Source organism: Xanthomonas campestris pv. campestris str. ATCC 33913, assembly GCF_000007145.1.
Classification (GTDB): domain Bacteria; phylum Pseudomonadota; class Gammaproteobacteria; order Xanthomonadales; family Xanthomonadaceae; genus Xanthomonas; species Xanthomonas campestris.
Genome location: NC_003902.1, coordinates 592,909 through 609,873, shown reverse-complemented (window position 1 = coordinate 609,873; position 16,965 = coordinate 592,909). Strand labels below are relative to the sequence as shown.

Annotated in this window: 14 protein-coding genes and 2 other RNA genes; 6 read left to right on the top strand and 10 right to left on the bottom strand. The window is 67.1% G+C overall.

Annotated features, from left to right (window positions below; all coding sequences use genetic code 11):
- Positions 1-364 precede the first annotated feature (364 nt).
- Positions 365-439, top strand: a non-coding RNA gene (locus XCC_RS02635) — sX9 sRNA.
- A 4-nt stretch (positions 440-443) separates the two neighbouring features.
- On the opposite strand, the gene XCC_RS02630 is transcribed toward XCC_RS02635, so the two are convergent.
- The 8 genes from XCC_RS02630 to XCC_RS02595 form a co-directional block, all read right to left on the bottom strand.
- Positions 444-1,418, bottom strand: a complete 975-nt coding sequence (locus XCC_RS02630; protein ID WP_012437216.1) for a phosphatidate cytidylyltransferase — start codon at positions 1,416-1,418, stop codon at positions 444-446.
- Complete coding sequence (locus XCC_RS02625) at positions 1,415-2,047, bottom strand: lysophospholipid acyltransferase family protein (protein ID WP_011035754.1); 633 nt, start codon at positions 2,045-2,047, stop codon at positions 1,415-1,417. The genes XCC_RS02630 and XCC_RS02625 overlap by 4 nt, the downstream gene beginning before the upstream one ends.
- Positions 2,044-2,691 carry a CDP-alcohol phosphatidyltransferase family protein gene (locus XCC_RS02620; protein ID WP_165442006.1) on the bottom strand — a complete coding sequence of 216 codons (648 nt, stop codon included), beginning with the start codon at positions 2,689-2,691 and terminating at the stop codon, positions 2,044-2,046. Before XCC_RS02620 ends, XCC_RS02625 begins: the two co-directional genes overlap by 4 nt.
- Positions 2,691-4,199 (bottom strand): TIGR04222 domain-containing membrane protein, encoded by a 1,509-nt coding sequence (locus XCC_RS02615; protein ID WP_019237208.1) that lies wholly within the window; start codon positions 4,197-4,199, stop codon positions 2,691-2,693. The genes XCC_RS02620 and XCC_RS02615 overlap by 1 nt, the downstream gene beginning before the upstream one ends.
- Positions 4,196-4,639, bottom strand: coding sequence for a hypothetical protein (locus XCC_RS02610; RefSeq protein WP_011035751.1), 444 nt, complete (start codon positions 4,637-4,639; stop codon positions 4,196-4,198). The genes XCC_RS02615 and XCC_RS02610 overlap by 4 nt, the downstream gene beginning before the upstream one ends.
- Positions 4,636-5,970 (bottom strand): phosphatase PAP2/dual specificity phosphatase family protein, encoded by a 1,335-nt coding sequence (locus tag XCC_RS02605; protein WP_011035750.1) that lies wholly within the window; start codon positions 5,968-5,970, stop codon positions 4,636-4,638. Before XCC_RS02605 ends, XCC_RS02610 begins: the two co-directional genes overlap by 4 nt.
- Positions 5,967-7,730, bottom strand: a complete 1,764-nt coding sequence (locus tag XCC_RS02600) for a bifunctional alpha/beta hydrolase/class I SAM-dependent methyltransferase (RefSeq protein WP_011035749.1) — start codon at positions 7,728-7,730, stop codon at positions 5,967-5,969. The genes XCC_RS02605 and XCC_RS02600 overlap by 4 nt, the downstream gene beginning before the upstream one ends.
- 54 nt (positions 7,731-7,784) lie before the next feature.
- Positions 7,785-8,399, bottom strand: a complete 615-nt coding sequence (locus XCC_RS02595; RefSeq protein WP_011035748.1) for a CDP-alcohol phosphatidyltransferase family protein — start codon at positions 8,397-8,399, stop codon at positions 7,785-7,787.
- 75 nt (positions 8,400-8,474) lie between these two features.
- Here XCC_RS02595 and purH point away from each other — a divergent pair, with 75 nt between their 5' ends.
- The 4 genes from purH (at position 8,475) to yccS (ending at position 14,396) form a co-directional block, all read left to right on the top strand.
- Complete coding sequence (gene purH, locus XCC_RS02590) at positions 8,475-10,058, top strand: bifunctional phosphoribosylaminoimidazolecarboxamide formyltransferase/IMP cyclohydrolase (RefSeq protein ID WP_011035747.1); 1,584 nt, start codon at positions 8,475-8,477, stop codon at positions 10,056-10,058.
- 8 nt (positions 10,059-10,066) lie between these two features.
- Positions 10,067-10,765, top strand: a complete 699-nt coding sequence (locus XCC_RS02585) for a hypothetical protein (RefSeq protein ID WP_138922023.1) — start codon at positions 10,067-10,069, stop codon at positions 10,763-10,765.
- 4 nt (positions 10,766-10,769) lie between these two features.
- Positions 10,770-12,065: a phosphoribosylamine--glycine ligase gene (gene purD, locus XCC_RS02580; RefSeq protein ID WP_011035746.1), complete on the top strand. Its 1,296-nt coding sequence runs from the start codon at positions 10,770-10,772 to the stop codon at positions 12,063-12,065.
- A gap of 117 nt (positions 12,066-12,182) precedes the next feature.
- The gene (gene yccS, locus XCC_RS02575) at positions 12,183-14,396 is read left to right on the top strand and encodes a YccS family putative transporter (protein ID WP_019237206.1); all 2,214 of its coding nucleotides are present in this window, start codon (positions 12,183-12,185) and stop codon (positions 14,394-14,396) included.
- 184 nt (positions 14,397-14,580) lie between these two features.
- Here yccS and XCC_RS02570 read toward each other — a convergent pair.
- Together XCC_RS02570 and XCC_RS02565 are read right to left on the bottom strand one after the other, a co-directional pair.
- Positions 14,581-14,646: non-coding RNA, sX9 sRNA (locus tag XCC_RS02570), on the bottom strand.
- Positions 14,647-14,707: 61 nt separating this feature from the next.
- A complete protein-coding gene (locus tag XCC_RS02565; protein WP_011035744.1) occupies positions 14,708-15,898 on the bottom strand; it encodes an MFS transporter in 1,191 nt (396 codons plus the stop codon).
- A 100-nt stretch (positions 15,899-15,998) separates the two neighbouring features.
- On the opposite strand from XCC_RS02565, the gene XCC_RS02560 reads away from it, so the two are divergent.
- Positions 15,999-16,901 carry a LysR family transcriptional regulator gene (locus tag XCC_RS02560; protein ID WP_011035743.1) on the top strand — a complete coding sequence of 301 codons (903 nt, stop codon included), beginning with the start codon at positions 15,999-16,001 and terminating at the stop codon, positions 16,899-16,901.
- Positions 16,902-16,965: the final 64 nt, after the last annotated feature.

Genomic DNA, 16,965 nt, shown 5'->3' with positions numbered 1-16,965 from the left:
GCCACTGCGACGTGCAAACTCGTGAATGAGAAGTGCGTTGTTGGATGCCTGTGATCCTTCGTCGTCTTCAGAACGTGCATCGTTCGCACTTCTCATCGTGCCGGGGATGGCGTGATGCGACGACTGACGTTCGGCAACGCGCAGCACTGCGCAGGCAGCGAAGCGGATGGACGGCCTGCCCGATGGTTTCGCCCATTCGCGTGACGATCCAGGCGCTGGCGGCAGCTCCGCCCGGGCCGTGCCTTCATCGGCCCGATGACCGGCGCCGCTGCCAGCCTTGCGTCGCACTCGGTTACACGCTTAGAGCAGCTATCAAAACGACTGCGCAGCCGCCAGGCGGGCACGGCCGGTGCTCGGAATCGGCATGTACCCAAGTACACTCCGGTTCCTCCGCGCCGTCCGCACCCACCTGACGACTGCTCGCTACGTTTTGTTAGCCGCTCTTACGCCCAGCCGTAGCGAATCAGGTGGAAGAACACCGGCGCGGCGAAACACACCGAATCCAGTCGATCGAGCACGCCGCCGTGGCCTTCGATCATGTGGCCCCAATCCTTGATGCCGCGATCGCGCTTGATCGCCGACATCACCAGCCCGCCGAAGAAGCCCATCAGATTGGCCACCAGCGCCAGCCCGAACGCGTGCCACGGTGCGAACGGGGTGATCCACCATAGCGCCATGCCGAGCAGGCTGGCTGAGAGCACGCCACCGATGAAGCCTTCCACGGTCTTGGACGGCGACAGCTTCGGTGCAATCAGATGCCGGCCGGCCAGCTTGCCCCACACGTACTGCAACACGTCCGAGGACTGCACCACGATCACCAGGAAGGCGATCAGCAGCAGATTCCGCCCGGCATAACCGGGGATCTCCAGATTCAGCAGTGCCGGCACGTGCGAGATGCAGAACACGCAGATCATCAAGCCCCACTGCACCTTGGCGGTGCGCTCAAGATAACGCGTGGTGTCGCCGCCGATGGTGGCCAGGATCGGCAGCACCAAAAACGCATAGACCGGGATCAGCAACGTGTACATGCCATACCAACCCGTCCACACCAGCCCGTACTGCCAGGGCAACACGATGTAGAACGCCGCCAGCAGCGCGTAGTAGTCGCCGCGCCGGGTGGGCGTGAGGGTGATGAACTCGCGCAGCGCGAACAACGACACCAGCGCAAACAGCCCGATCACCCCGGCGCGCCCGAACACGAACGCAATGCCTACCACGCCGGCCATCACCCACCAGGCGCGGATGCGGGCCACCAGATTATCGAGCACTGCGCTGGGCTGCGCGCGCGCACGCCAACGCAAGGTTTCGGAAATGAGCGTGGCCACCACCAACACCAGCGCAATGCCGCTGAACAACCATAGCGTCTGCTGGTGCATCGAGGACTGCTGCAACTGCCCACTGAACGCATACGGATTCATGCGCGCGCCTCCAGCTGGTCCGGCGACAACGCCAGCAGCGCCTCACGCGCACGTGCCAGAAACGCCTGCTTGTCTTCGTCGGCCTCCAGCCGCAATGGCGCACCAAAAGTGGTGGTGCACAACAGCGGCAACGGCAGCCACTTGCCCTTGGGCATCACGCGCTTGAGGTTATCGATCCACACCGGCACGAACTCCAGTTCCGGGCGTTGCCGCGCCAGGTGGTACAGCCCACTCTTGAACGGCAACACGCCCTCGTCGGGATTGCGCGTGCCCTCGGGAAACAGGATCAGCGAATCGCCGGCGTCCACCGCATCGCACAGACATTCGACCGGGTCGCGGGTGCGGCGCGCCGCATCGCGTTCGATCAGCACGCCGTTGAACACCGCGTGGATCAGGTAGCGGCGCAATGCGGTGCGTTGCCAGTAATCGGCCGCGGCCACCGGGCGGACTTCATGCCGCAGGCTGGCCGGCAGCGAGGACCAGATCAGCACGAAGTCACCGTGGCTGGCGTGGTTGCCGTAGTACACGCGGCGTTCGTTGGACGGCGCGCAGCCGCGCCACAACGCGCGGGCACCGGTGAGGGTGCGGATGGCGCCACTGCAGGCACGCGCGATCAAACGGGCAATCATGTCCACTCCAATGCGCGCACGATCATGCGCAGCCGCAACACCACCGTCAGCACCGCACCGGCGATCAACACCGCCAGTGCGCCAATCAACACCCACGCCGCCGCACGCGGCTGGCCCATCCATTGCAGCGGCAGCGCCAGCACGGTCATCAACGACAACCAGTGCATGCGCTGCACGCGACTCATCGGCCCCTGCCGCGGCTCGGCGGTGCCACAGGCCAGCCCGAGCATGCGCACGTAGGCGGTGGCCACGCAGCACAATGCCGCGGCCCAGCCCAGTTGCGCGGCCCACTGAACGCTCGCCTGCAGGCCGTATCCCAAGCCGATGCACACCAGGACATTCGACAGGCGATCTGGTGGTTGTTGGGGGACCTCGCCGGCGCGCGACACCANCCGCGCCTGACGCGCCAGCACGCCATCCAGGCGGTTGCACCACAGCCGTCCCTGCAGCCCGAGCAGGGCCAGCAGCAGCGGCGCGGCACCTTCGCGCGCCGGCGCGCTCAAGGCGATGTAGAACATCAGCCCAGCCAGCGCCGCGAAGGCGATGCCCACCCACGACACGCCATTGGGTGTGGCGCCGCGTCCGCGCAAAGCGCGTGCCAGCTGCCGTTGCCGCGCACGCAGCCCGGTTGTCTCGTGTGCCATCAGTCGCCTCCCCCGCCACATCCACCACAGCCGCCGCCACCATCGCCGCCGCTGTCGCCTCCTCCTCCATCGCCGCCGTCACCACCACCGCCGCAGCTGCTACCCGTGCTGTCGTGGTGATGCGTGTTCGGTGCGCGGATCTCGTGGTAACTGGCCCAGGGTGTGCCGACCAACGCCACCGTGCCGTACAGCGCCACGGCCTCGCCCGGATCGGCGCCGGTCCGCGCAGCATCGCGGCGCACTGCCTGGCGGCGCGCCTGCAGACGCGCATCACCGGACAGGGTGCGCCGCACCGGCACCAGCAAAAAGCCCAGGACCAGCACGCTGGTCAGCACCATGCAGCCGAGCAGGTACCCCACCGGAGACCCGCCCTGCACGCCAATCACCAGCTTGCATGCGCCCAGCACCCACACCACTGCCACCGGCACGGTGCTGACAGCGCGCACCCAGCGCGCAGCGCCAGGCGCAAGCCACAGCCCCTTGTCGATCAATTGCTGTCTGACCGGCCCGGCAAGCCCGCGCAGGGCCTGCCAGGCCACGGTGGGATCTTCGGCACTGCGCAGCGCCTGCAGCGCCGGTTCCAGTGCAGGCGGCACCGCAATGCGCGGCTGCCATCGCACCCATCGCCGTGCCTGTGCATCCTCATCGCGGTCCAGGTAAACCGCGTTTCGCACCAGCAACTCGGTGAACAACAGATCGGCAACGCGATCGGCGCCACCGCTCAGGTAGGCGAATTCGCTGGCATCAACGGCATCGACCGCACGTGCGCGGCCACCACGCAATGCCCGCCGCAACCACGCCGAGGTGGACCAGCCCAGCGCGATCAACGTGATGAAAAACGGCAGGAAGTGGACCCCGCGCCATTGCAACGGCTGCGGTACGCCGCCATTGGCCGAGTAGGCAAGCCAGGCGGCGACCGCTGCGGCAAACGCCCAGCCGATGACCGCGCGCGGGAGTCGCCTGACCGACGGCGGCGCTGGCTCGCCGCGCAGCGCACGTAACGCGTCCGATGACGCGTCATCGGACGCATCATCGTGCGCCGCCGGCACGGCTGTGGGAGCCGGCCGCGGGGCCGGCCACAGCAGTGCCGGCGGCGCGCCAAACTGCAGCTCATACCGCTCCAGCGTGGCGCGGTATTGCTGCTGGAAGCGCGCATCCTCGGCGGTGCTGCCGCGGCCGGGTTGATGATGCAGCGTGGCCTGCAACACCTGCGGGCAAAAGCTGTCCCAGTACTCGCGGGTGTCGGTGAGATGGGTGTGCCAGACCTGATCGACCAAGGGGCTGGGCGTGGCCTGCGCGGTGCTGGTGCAGGCCAGAAAACAGAAGCGCCGGTATTCCTCTACCAATTGCTGCGCCACCGCCACGCTGCAGTGCGCCTGCTGGGCGACGCGGCGCTCGAAGGCAGGCAAGGCATCCGCATCTGGGCCGAAGGCATACGCCTGCAGCCGCAGCCATAACGCGCGCTGCTCAGGTGTGGCCTGCAGTGGCACCGCCGGCGAGGTGGTCACAGCATCCCCTTGGCCAGCAGGCCGATCGCCAAGACCAGTACCTGCAACGCGGCGCACAGCAGCTGCCTGCGCAGCAGGCCGCGCATGCCGCGCCACCGCGCAGTCCAATCACGTACGGGCGGGGCATGGCGGAGCAGCCCGATGTCTTGCAAGGCCTGGTCGAGTTGCTGGGCGGCTTGGGTGTCATCGGCATGACCGCGTTCCAGCTGGCCGAGCACCGCGTCGAGCAGGTCGGCGTCCAGGCCCACCCGAAACGCCCAATAGCGCTGCGCGAGGCCGGCCAACGCGCTCAGCGCATAGGCAACTTGCGCAACCGTTGGTGCATCAGTGATGCCCAGCAACAACACCGCAGCAGCCAGCAGCAGCACCGCGCAGCGGTCGATTGCCGCGCCCTGGCGCAACAGCGCGCGCATGCTGGCCAGCGTCATCACCGCGGTCATGCAGGCACCTGCGCGATAAGCGCATCGGCCGCAGCATCATTGGCACACGCAGCGGCAATCGCCGCCTGGTGATGAGGCCCCAGCACGATCGACGGGCGCGCCGCGCGCACGCAGGCCATGGCCTCGCTGATGCTGGCCGCGCGCTGGCTGAGCACCAGCCACGTCACCACGCTGGCCGCACTGCGCGAATAGCCCAGCGCGCAGCACACCAGCACCGGCCCATGCGCGCGCGCGGCCTCGATCGCCTGCGCGGCAGCACGCAGGCTGGCGGGCGCCGGCGCCACCAGATCCAGCATCGGAATGATGCGGTCGTTCGCATGCGCATGGCGCAACGACAGTTCCGCACTGACATCCACCACCGCGAATGCCGCGCGCTGCGCCGGCAACGGAATCCGCCCCAACCACACGTCGTCGCACACCGCACGCGGCAACGGCGCGCGCCGCGTCCACAGCCGCGAGTTGCACCACGCCGCTAGCAGATAGGGGGCATACAACCAGCGCGCGGCCAGGCTCAGTTGCCCATCGCTGCGCTTTTGAAACCCGCCCGGCCCCAGCAGTGCGTAATTGAGCGCCACCAGCAGCAGCGCGCCACTCATCCACAGCAGCCACAGTGCCGCACCGCCCAGCCACAGCGCCATGCCAGCCGTCACGCCTGCGCCACCCAGATACAGCGCCGCGAGCCGCCAGCGCCGCGGGTCGCGCGCGAGGCGTGCATCGGTCCACGGTGCTGCGATGCGCTCGGGCAACAGCCACACGCATAGCCACCCGGCCGCCAGCCCGGTGGGCACATCGATGAAATGATGCTGGTAGGTGGTGAGCACCGAGATGCCGATCAGCGCGAACCACCCATGCAGCAGCCAACGCCACATGCCCTGCAGCTGCGCGCCGTAGCGCACCCACAACACCACCAGCAGCACGATGTGCAGCGATGGCGCCTGGTTGTACGGCTTATCGAAGCCCAGCAGCACCGCAAACAACCACCCGAACACGCCCTCGGTGTCGGGCCGCACGAAGCTGTAGCGCAACGGCCACAGCAGGAAACAGCTCACGCACAGCAGCTGTGCGGTGAACAGGCGCAATGCATGCGTGTCCAGTTGCCGCCGCGTGCGGCAGGTAAAAAACGATACCGCGTAGAACACGTCGATGGACCAGTACGGCACGATGGTCCACGGCCAGAACGGCATGCCGTGTTCCCAGCCGAACACCACCGACGGCACGCTGGCCGCGCGCCCAGCCAAGGTATTGGCCAGCCCGTAGCTGAGGAAGAAGAACGGCCCCAACACCGCCAGCCATAGCGCGGCACGAGCGAACGGGCGCGCGCCTGCATTCATGCGTTGATCCGCTGCGCCAGCGACACGGTGAAGATGCCGAACGCGTCGATGCGCTGGTCCACCTTGCGAAACCCGGCCGCTTCCACCAGGCCGTCCATCTCCTGCTGGCTGCGCCGGCGCATCACCCAGGCCACGCCATCGCGATGACTGGTGAGTGCGCGCGCAATGAATTCCAGCTGCGGATGCCAGGGCTGCCCGGTGTAGAGCAGATAGCCGCCGGGCGGCACCGCCGCGGCCACGCCAGCGAGCGAGCGCGCCACCTGGTCGTTGTCGGCAAACAGTTCGTACAGGCCCGACACCACAGCCAGCGTGGGCGCCGGGTCCACCGCGCCCACCGAGACTGGATCGAACGCATCGCCCTGCTCGAAGCGCGCGATGTCGCCTGCACCCAGCGCCTGGATCAACGCCGCACCCTGGGTGACATTGAGCGGGCTGAAGTCGCGCAGCACGATCGCATCGGCGCGTTGCGCGCCGCTGCCCAGCGCTTCCAGCACGTAGCGGCCATGCCCGGCAGCGATGTCCAACACGCGCACCGGTTGCCCGGCCTGGCGCAGGCGGGTGGCGGTTGCGCGCAGCAATTCGCCCAGATGCGCGCCACGGATGCGGATGCCGCGCCAGCCGATGGCGTTGAGGTAATTGCGGTCGATCATGCGGCCGAGCGGCCCGCGCCCACGCGCCTGGTTGCGATAGATGTAATCCAGCGTGCTGCCGGAATCGAAGCCGGTCTGCAGGCCCAGCGCGATGCCTTCGGACAATGTGCCACCCAGCCGCAGGCCCGCACGCACACCGCGCCAGCGCAGGTCTTGCAGGCTGTTGCGTTGCGACGGCCAGGCCAGGCGTTCGGCTTCTTCGAAACTCGGTCCCGCACGATGCGCGTCGCGCAGGTCCGCGCGCACCGGTGGCTGCGCAAAGCGCTCGCTGACGAACTGACGGATCTGCGCAATCGCTATCGCACGGTCGCGCTCACCCAAGGTGTCGTGGAAGAACCCGGGCAGAAAATGCCGTTGCTTGATCGGCGAGCGCAGGTTCTCATAGAAGCGGTCCTGCGGGCCGCGATGCACAACGAAATCCGCGCCGGAGACCAGCAACTGGGTCGGCACGGTGATCGCCTGCGCATCGGCCACCACGCGGTCGCCCGCCGCATACAGCCCCAGCAGCACACGCACCGAAATCGGCCGGGTGATCAACGGATCGGTACGGTAGCTGTCCACGCGCGCCGGATCATGCGTCAGCCACTGCGGCTTGACATAGCTGTTGACGAAGAAGTTGCCGCGCAGCGCCTGCATCAGCGCCAGCCCCGCGCGTGCAAACGGCACATACAACTTGACCTTGAACGCCGGCGAGGCCAGCACCAGCGCGCGCAGCGGCGGCGCGTAATCGTGCACCCAGGTGGATGCCACCACCGCGCCCACGCTCTGCGCGATCACCACGATGTCCTGCACCGCGATGCCGTGGGTGGCACCGATGTGCGCAATGAAACTGTCCAGGTCGCGCACTAGCGCATCGAAGCCGGGCGCGTCGCCGCGCGCGCCGGGCGAGCGCCCGTTGCCGCGCGCATCCCAGGCAAAGAACTGCGCGTCCGGCAGCTGCAATTCTTCGGCCAGGTGCATCACCCGCCCGGAATGCTCGTGCCCACGGTGCAGCAACACCACGGCCTTGGGCGGCGTTGCGGCATCGGCAGCGGCCTGCACCGGCCAGTGCCGATAAAACAGGGGCGCACCGTCGAAACTGGCGAACTCGCGCTCTACAACTGTGCGCATCGGATCATCCTGAGGGGAAAGAGGTTGGGGATCGAGAAAACCGGTCGCTGCGCGTCAGCGCGCAGCGGCGTCGGCCAGGCCGGCGCGCACGCGCCGCCACACGGTTGCAGCGCAGGCCAGGCACAGCAGCAGCGCGACCCCGGTGACGCCATGCCCACCGAGCAGGCCAAACGCCAGTGCCAGACCGAGCGCACCGATGACGAAGGCGCGGTCGCTCTTGCCCATCGGCCCGTCGTAGCGGCGGCCGGCGCCGACCATCAGCCCGAGCACGCCGGCGTATTCGGTCAGCGCGGCCAGCAGCGCAAAGCTCCACAGCGCACTGGCGTTGACGCCGGGCACGCCGAGCAGGCTCAAGTACAAGGTTGCATCGGCAAACACGTCGCACAGCTCGTTGAGGTAGGCGCCCAGGCGCGATTGCTGGCCGAACTCGCGCGCCAGCATGCCGTCGATGGCATTGAGCGCCATGCGCAGCAGCATCCACACCGGCAGCAACAGATACAGCAGCGGCCAGCTGGTGCCGGCGCGGTACACCACCGCGGCCACCAGCACCGAGATGGCCGCCGCGATCAGGGTGACCTGATTGGCGGTGATGCCGCCGCGGTAGAGCGCGCCAACCATGGGCCGCAGCAGGTCCTGGAAGCGTCCTTTCAGAGCATAGATCGAGGCCATACCGGTGGTTGAGTCCATTCGAGCGCTGGCGCAGCCTACAATATCGGCTGCCCCGCAACGACTGCCCTTTCACCCATGGCCTCTGATTTCCTGCCCGTGCGCCGGGCCCTGCTCTCCGTTTCCGACAAAACCGGCCTGATTGACCTGGCCCGCGCGCTGGTGGCGCGCAATGTCGAGCTGCTGTCCACCGGCGGCACCGCCAAGGCAATCCGCGATGCGGGCCTGCCGGTGAAGGACGTAGCCGAGTTGACCGGTTTCCCGGAAATGATGGACGGCCGCGTCAAGACCCTGCACCCGCTGGTGCACGGCGGCCTGCTCGGCCGCGCCGGTGTCGACGAAGCAGTAATGGCCGAACACGGCATCGCGCCGATCGACCTGCTGGTGCTCAACCTGTATCCGTTCGAGTCGGTCACTGCCAAGGCCGACTGCACGCTGGCCGATGCGGTGGAAAACATCGACATCGGCGGCCCGGCGATGCTGCGCAGCGCGGCGAAGAATTTCGCGCGCGTGGCGGTGGCCACCGACCCGGCGCAATACGCCGACCTGCTGGCCGAGCTGGAGGCCAACAACGGCCAGCTCTCGGCGGCCCAGCGCTTTGCGCTGTCGGTGGCCGCGTTCAACCGCGTGGCGCAGTACGACGCGGCGATCAGCAACTATCTCTCGGCCGTGGCCGACAGTGCGGAGAGCGTGCCCACGCGTAGCCCGTTCCCGGCGCAGATCAATTCCAACTTCATCAAGGTGATGGACCTGCGTTACGGCGAGAACCCGCACCAGTCCGGCGCGTTCTACCGCGACCTGTATCCGGTGCCGGGCACGCTGGCGACCTTCCAGCAGCTGCAGGGCAAGGAACTGAGCTACAACAACCTGGCCGATGCCGATGCGGCGTGGGAATGCGTGCGCCAGTTCGATGCGCCGGCTTGCGTGATCGTCAAGCACGCCAACCCGTGCGGCGTGGCGGTGGGCGTGGCCTGCGGCGATGCCTATGAGCTGGCCTATGCCACCGACCCCACCAGCGCGTTCGGCGGCATCCTGGCGTTCAACCGCACGCTGGATGCGGCCACCGCCAAGGCCATCCTGGACCGCCAGTTCGTCGAAGTGCTGATCGCCCCGGACTACGAGCCCGGCGCGCTCGACTACGCGACCAAGAAGGCCAACGTGCGCGTGCTCAAGATCCCGCACGGCGCGGGCCTCAACAACTACGACACCAAGCGGATCGGCTCTGGCCTGCTGATGCAGTCGGCCGACAACCGCGGCATGTCCCTGGGCGAGCTGAGCGTGGTGACCAAGCGTGCACCCAGCGATGCCGAACTGGCCGATCTGCTGTTTGCCTGGCGCGTGGCCAAGTACGTCAAATCCAACGCGATCGTGTATGCCAAGGACAGCCGCACCATTGGTGTGGGCGCCGGGCAGATGAGCCGCGTGGTCAGCGCCAAGATCGCCGCGCTCAAGGCCGAAGAAGCCAAGCTTACGGTGGCCGGCTCGGTGATGGCATCGGATGCATTCTTCCCGTTCCGCGACGGTATCGATGCCGCAGCGGCGGCCGGCATCCAGGCGGTGATCCAGCCGGGCGGCTCGATGCGCGATGGCGAAGTGATCGCCGCCGCCGACGAACACGGTCTGGCGATGGTGTTCACCGGCGTGCGCCACTTCCGGCATTGAGATTTTTGATGAATAACTCTGCTACGAATCACTTATTAAAGATTGTCATCGCCGCGAGAGACTTGCGATTACATGCAAGCTTCATCGATGGATGGAAAAGAATATTTGGAGAAGCTGAATCACTTGAAATCCATCGAAAAATCGGACTTTTCTACAAACTGATCGATACGGCAGCGCAAGAAGTCCTCGCGGCTGACCCAGAGCAAGCCGACGCAGTCAATCATTGGAGAAGTCAGCTCTATACCGGACTCAGCGCTGCCGCAGCGCGTAACTGGACAGATTTTCACGCTCACATCGACTCTCACACCATCAATTACTTGAAAATGCAATCAAGAGTTGTCCATCTAACAAATGGCGATAAAGCAATTGATTACGAAGAATTGATGCGCGCCAAGTCTCTATTGCTCGAAGCAATCGAGGAAATTAAGAATTCAGATTTATCGGGAAATGCAAAAGTTGCTGTCATTAGGCGAATCCGGACACTTCTGGCTGCTATCGATGATTACTCATTGACTGGGAACGAAGATGTACTTGACCAGTTTAAATCAGGAATTTACGACTTTGCCGCCAACCCGGAAATTCGCGAAAAAGGCCTGGGTGAAAAATTTGCACAGGCAGCTGAAGTGCTAGCAAATATCGTCACCTCAGTAACTGGTTTTCAGCAACTTGCAGCACCTACCTTAAAGCTCCTTGGCTTAGGAAAGTAATTTAATGAAAATCCTCGTCATCGGCTCCGGCGGCCGTGAACATGCCCTGGCCTGGAAGATCGCGCAGTCCGCTCGCGTGAGCGAGGTGCTCGTCGCACCGGGCAATGCCGGCACCGCCACCGAAGCCAAGTGCCGCAACGTGGCGATCAAGGTCGATGACCTGGATGGCCTGCTCGCGCTGGCACAGCGCGAGGCCGTTGCGCTCACCGTGGTCGGCCCGGAAGTGCCGCTGGTGCTGGGCGTGGTCGACCGCTTCCACGCCGCTGGCCTGCGCATCTTCGGGCCCACCGCCAAGGCAGCGCAGCTGGAAGGTAGCAAGGCGTTCGCCAAGGACTTCCTGGCCCGCCACGGCATTCCCACCGCCTACTACGCGGTCCACACCGAGGTGGATGCCGCGCTGGCCTACGTGCGCGAGAAGGGCGCACCGATCGTGGTCAAGGCCGACGGCCTGGCCGCCGGCAAGGGCGTGATCGTGGCGATGACGCTGGGCGAGGCCGAAGACGCGGTGCGCGACATGCTCTCGGGCAATGCGTTCGGCGATGCCGGCGCACGCGTGGTGATCGAAGAATTTCTGGACGGCGAAGAAGCCAGCTTCATCTCGATGGTCGACGGCACACACGCCTTGCCGATGGCCACCAGCCAGGACCACAAGCGCGTGGGCGATGGTGACACCGGCCCGAACACCGGCGGCATGGGCGCGTATTCGCCGGCGCCGGTGGTCACGCCCGAGGTGCATGCGCGGGTGATGCGCGAGGTGGTCGAGCCGACTGTGCAGGGCATGATCGCCGACGGCGTGCCATTCACCGGCTTCCTCTACGCCGGGCTGATGATCGATGCGCACGGCGCGCCCAAGGTGATCGAATTCAACGTGCGCTTCGGCGACCCGGAAACCCAGCCGGTGATGCTGCGCCTGCAATCGGATCTGGTGGATCTGGTGGAAGCGGCCATCGACGGCACCCTCGACGCCGCGCAGGCGCAGTGGGATCCGCGCCCGTCGCTGGGCGTGGTCATCGCCGCAAAGCCCTATCCGGAAACCCCGGTCACCGGCGAGGTCATCACCGGCCTGGACGCGGTGCCGGCCAGCGCCAAGGTCTTCCACGCCGGCACTGCGTTGAATGCCGAAGGGCAGGTGATCAGCGCCGGTGGCCGCGTGCTGTGCGTGGCCGCGCTGGGCGACAGCGTGCTGGACGCGCAACGCACCGCCTATGCCGGCCTGCAGCCGATCCAGTGGGCCAGCGCCTTCCAGCGCAGCGATATCGGCTGGCGCGCGATCGCCCGCGAGCGCGACGCGCAGGCCTGATGCATGGCGTGCAGCGGCGGCGGCCACGCCGCCTACTGACAAAGGACTAGCCGGCCTGCACACCGGCGGCGCGTGCCTGCGGCAATAATGCCCGGGCACGCTTGCCCTTCAGAGACCGTGGCCACCACTTCGTTCGAATCCCGCCTCAGCCGCCTGTGGGCCCATGAAAAGGCCAGCTATGGCCTGCGTGTGTTCATCGCGCTGGCGGTGGCCATGGGCCTGTGCTGGCACTGGCAGCAGCTCACCGCGGTGCCGGCGCTGTTCCTGGGCGCGATCGCCAGCGCCATCGCCGAGACCGACGACAACTGGCTGGGCCGCAGCAAATCGGTACTGCTCTCGCTGTTGTGCTTCGCTGCGGCTGCGGCCGCGGTGGTGGTGCTGTTCCCGTATCCGCTGGCGTTCGTCACCGGCATGGCCGTGGCCACCTTCTCGCTCACCCTGCTGGGCGCGCTGGGCGAGCGCTATGCCTCGATCGCGCAGGCCACGGTGGCCTTGTCGATCTACGCCATGATCGGCATGGACCAGCACGGCAGCCACGATCCGCGCATCGCCTGGCATGGCGCAGCGCTGCTGCTGGCCGGCGCCACCTGGTACGGCGTGCTGTCGATCCTGTGGACCATCCTGTTCGCCAATCGCCCGGTGCGCGAGCGGCTGTCGCGGCTGTTCTTCGAACTGGGCCGCTACCTCACGCTCAAGGCCGACCTGTTCGAACCGGTGCGGCAAAGCGACCTGCATGCACGCCGGCTGGCGCTGGCCGAACAGAACGCCAAGGTGGTGGGCGCGCTCAATGCGGCCAAGACCGCGATCATGAGCCGCTTCGGCCGCTCCGGCCGGCCGGGCGTGCAGTCCGGGCTGTATTTCCGGCTGTACTACATGGCGCAGGAATTCCACGAACGCGCCAGCTCCTCGCACTACCCGTACGAAGCCCTGACCGACGCGTTCTTCCACAGCGATGTGCTGTACCGCTGCCAGCGCCTGCTCGCGCTACAGGGCAAGGCCTGCGCCGCGCTGGGCGAGGCGATCCGGCTGCGCCAGCCGTTCGATTACGGCGATCACAGTCGCCTGGCCACCGACGATCTGCGCCAGTCGCTGGACTACCTGCACGCCCGCGCCGATCCCGCGCTCACCCGCCTGCTCGGCGCACTGGAATTGCTGGTCACCAACCTGCAGACCATCGAGCGGCGGCTGTCGGAAGCGGCGCAATTCGATTCCACCAGCGACAACCTCGACACCCGCCTGCGCGATTCATCGCCGCACACCGTGCGCGAGATGGCCGCACGGCTTGGCCAGCAACTCACGCCCGGCTCGGTGCTGTTCCGCCACGGCCTGCGCATGGCCATCGCGCTGGTGGTGGGCTACGCGGTGATGCAATCGATCCATGCCGACAACGGCTACTGGATCCTGCTCACCACCGCGTTTGTGTGCCGGCCCAACTACGGCGCCACGCGGCTGCGACTGGTGCAGCGCATTGCCGGCACCTTGATCGGCCTGATCGCCACCTGGGCGTTGATGCAGTTGTTCCCCGGCACCGAGGTGCAGTTGCTGCTCGCACTGGCCGCGGCGCTGATCTTCTTCATCACCCGCACCGACCGCTACATGCTGGCCACCGCCGGCATCACGGTGATGGCACTGTTTTGCTTCAACCTGCTCGGCGATGGCTTCGTGCTGATCTGGCCGCGCCTGATCGACACCGTGATCGGCTGCGCCATTGCCGCTGCCGCCTCGTTCCTGATCCTGCCGGACTGGCAAGGCCGCCGCCTCAACCAGGTGATGGCCACCGTGCTGGCCAGCTGCGCGCGCTATCTGGCGCAAGTACTGGAGCAGTACGCCAGCGGCATGCGTGATGATCTGCCGTACCGCATCGCCCGGCGCGACATGCACAACGCCGATGCTGCGCTGTCGGTAGCGCTCTCGAACATGTTGCGCGAACCCGGCCGCTACCGCCGCAACCTGGAGGCGGGCTTCCGCTTTCTGGCGCTGTCCAACACGCTGCTGGGGTATCTGTCGGCGCTAGGCGCGCACCGGGCCGCGCTCGATGGCGAACACGACGCCGGCATTGCCCAGGCCGGCGATTACCTGCAGCGCACACTCGGCGAGATCGCCAACGCACTCAGCCTGCGCCAGGTGCTACCCGTGCACGATGAAACCGAAGAACTGGCCATGGCCGATGCACTCGAACAGCACGCCGTGCAACTACCACCCAAACAACGCCTGGTGCGCGACCAACTCGCGCTGACCTTGCGCCTGCTGCCCAAACTCCGCGCCGCGGCGGTGGCGGTCACCGCTGCCCCGGTCGAGACCACCGCGCCCAAGGCGCTGCAGGGCGCTTAAGCTTTAGGCAGTGCGCGATCGGCACATCGCCGTCCCTGCCATGTCGTCAGCACCTGCAGGTGGCCCCACGAAAGACCTGCGTCGAACAATCACGCGCATTTCAGCGGTGCCCCTCGCGCGCACCGCCGCCATTGCAGACCACACGCATCTGCAACACTCACCAACGTACTGCTGCACTTAGAGCGGCTAACAAAACGTCGCGAGCAGTCGTCAGGTGGGTGCGGAGGAACCGGAGTGTATGGGGGTACATGCCGATTCCGAGCACCGGCCGCGCCCGCCTGGCGGCTGCGCAGTCGTTTTGATCGCTGCGCTTACTTCCAGCTGCCACGCGCCACACTGAGTGCCACCCAGCCCAGCGCCGCCAGCGCCAACACCGCGCCGCCGATCACCACCCCGTTCCAGCCGGCCTGCGCATACGCCGCAGTGCCCAAGGTGGAGCCCACCGCGCCACCGATGAAATAGCAGGTGATATACGCGGAGGTGATGCGGTTGCGTGCATGCGGATTGCGCTGATAGATCACGCTTTGGTTCGCGATATGCACGCCCTGCACCGCGATATCCAGCAACAGCACGCCGATGATCAGCAGCACGATCGAGTGCGGTGCGAAGGCCAGCAGCCCCCACGACAGCAGCAGCATCACCAGCCCGCCCCAGCTGACGCGATCGCCGTGCCCATGGTCGGACCAGTGCCCGGAGCGGTTGGCCGCCAACGCGCCAGCAGCACCGATCAGTCCAAACAAGCCGATCACCGCAGTGCCATAGCCATAGCCCGGCCCGGACAGCAGGAACGCCAGCGTGGTCCAGAACATGCTGAAGCCGGCAAACAGCAGCCCACCCAGCACCGAGCGCGAACGCAGCACCGCATCGTCGCGCAGCAGCGTCAGCACCGAGCCCACCAACTGCGGATACGACAGTTGCGCATTGCCTGGATGGCGCGGCAGCCCGCGCCACAACAGGCCGGCGGTGAGCAGCAGCAGAGCCGCGGCAATCCAGTACACGGTGTGCCAGCCACCGACACCGGCCAGCAGCCCGGCGGCGGTGCGGGCCAGCAGGATGCCCAGCAACAGCCCGCTCATCACCGTGCCGATCACCCGCCCGCGCTCCTGCGGGGCGGCCAGGGTGGCCGCGAACGGCACCAGGATCTGCGCCGCCACCGAGCTGGCGCCGGTGACGATCGTGCCGGCCAGCAACATGCCGAAACTGTGCGAGGCCGCGCTCACCAGCAGGCCCAACGCACTGAGCACAAACAAGCCCACGATCAGCCCGCGCCGCTCCAGCCGGTCGCCCAGCGGCACCAGCAGCAACAGGCCGGCCGCGTAGGCCAGCTGTGCGGCGGTCACCACCGCCCCGGCGGTGCGCACCTGGATCTGGAACGCTTGCGCCAGGGTTTCCAGCAGCGGTTGCGCGTAGTAATTGCTGGCCACGGCCAGGCCGGTGGCCGCGGCCATCAGCAGTACCAGCCGGCGCGGCAGCGGTGGGTGGGAAATCGGTTCCGACGTCATGGCAGCAACCTGTGTGGAGTGGATGGGGCGCAGTGTGGTCGGCACAGACCCATCTTTCCAATGTATTGTTTTCACTGTTCCCATCTTGTTCCGAGATCGCATGTTGACCCTGCGCCAGCTGGAGTTCGCCGTGGCGGTGGCCGACGAAGGCGGCTTCACTGCGGCCGCGCGCCGCTGCAACACCGTGCAATCTGCACTCAGCCACCAGGTCGCCAAGATCGAGGAGCTGCTGGGCGCGCGCCTGTTCGAACGCGGCACCCGCCAGGTACGCCCCACCGCCGCCGGCGAGGTGTTCCTGCACAACGCGCGGCAGACGCTGCGCGCGGCCGAGCGCCTGCATGAAGAAATGGCCCAGGCGCTGGGCACCGTGCGCGGCCGGCTCACGCTGGGGCAGATCTCCTCGCTCACCACGGTGCAGGTGCCGGCGCTGCTGCACCGCTTCCGCAGCGCGCATGCGCACGTGGATGTGCACCTGCGCACGGCCATGAGCGATGCCCTGCTGCACGACCTGCGCGAAGGCCGGCTGGATCTGGCCCTGGTCGGCGTCGGCCCGCAGGTGGTGGTGCCGGAGCAGCGCCTGCTGCTGCACGAAGAAGCACTGGCGCTGATCGTCGCGCCCGGCCACCGCTTCGCCAGCCGCAAGCGCGTGGCATTGGCCGAGCTGGACGACGAGCCGATGGCCGGGCTGATTCCCGGCGCCGGCGTGCGCGGCATCATCGACGCGGCCTTCGACCAGGCCGGCCTGCACCAGCGCCTGCAATACGAAGTCACCCATGCCGATCTGGTACGCGAGCTGGTCGCCGCCGGGCTGGGCGTGGGCATCGTGCCGCAGACCATGGCCGGCGCCATGCGTGGCGTGGTGGCGCTGGCGCTGAAGGAGCACTTCCGCTTCCTCACCTATGCGGTCTGGCGGCCGGACCCGACCCCGGCCACGCGCGCCTTCATCACCCTGCTGCGCGCGCAGGTGGAGCAGCAGCGCCCGGCGCGACGCCCGGTGCGCTGAGCCGCAGCGGGCGCTCCCAGCCCGGCGCTGAAGCCTGCTAGGCTGCGCGCGTCGCGAAGGAGTC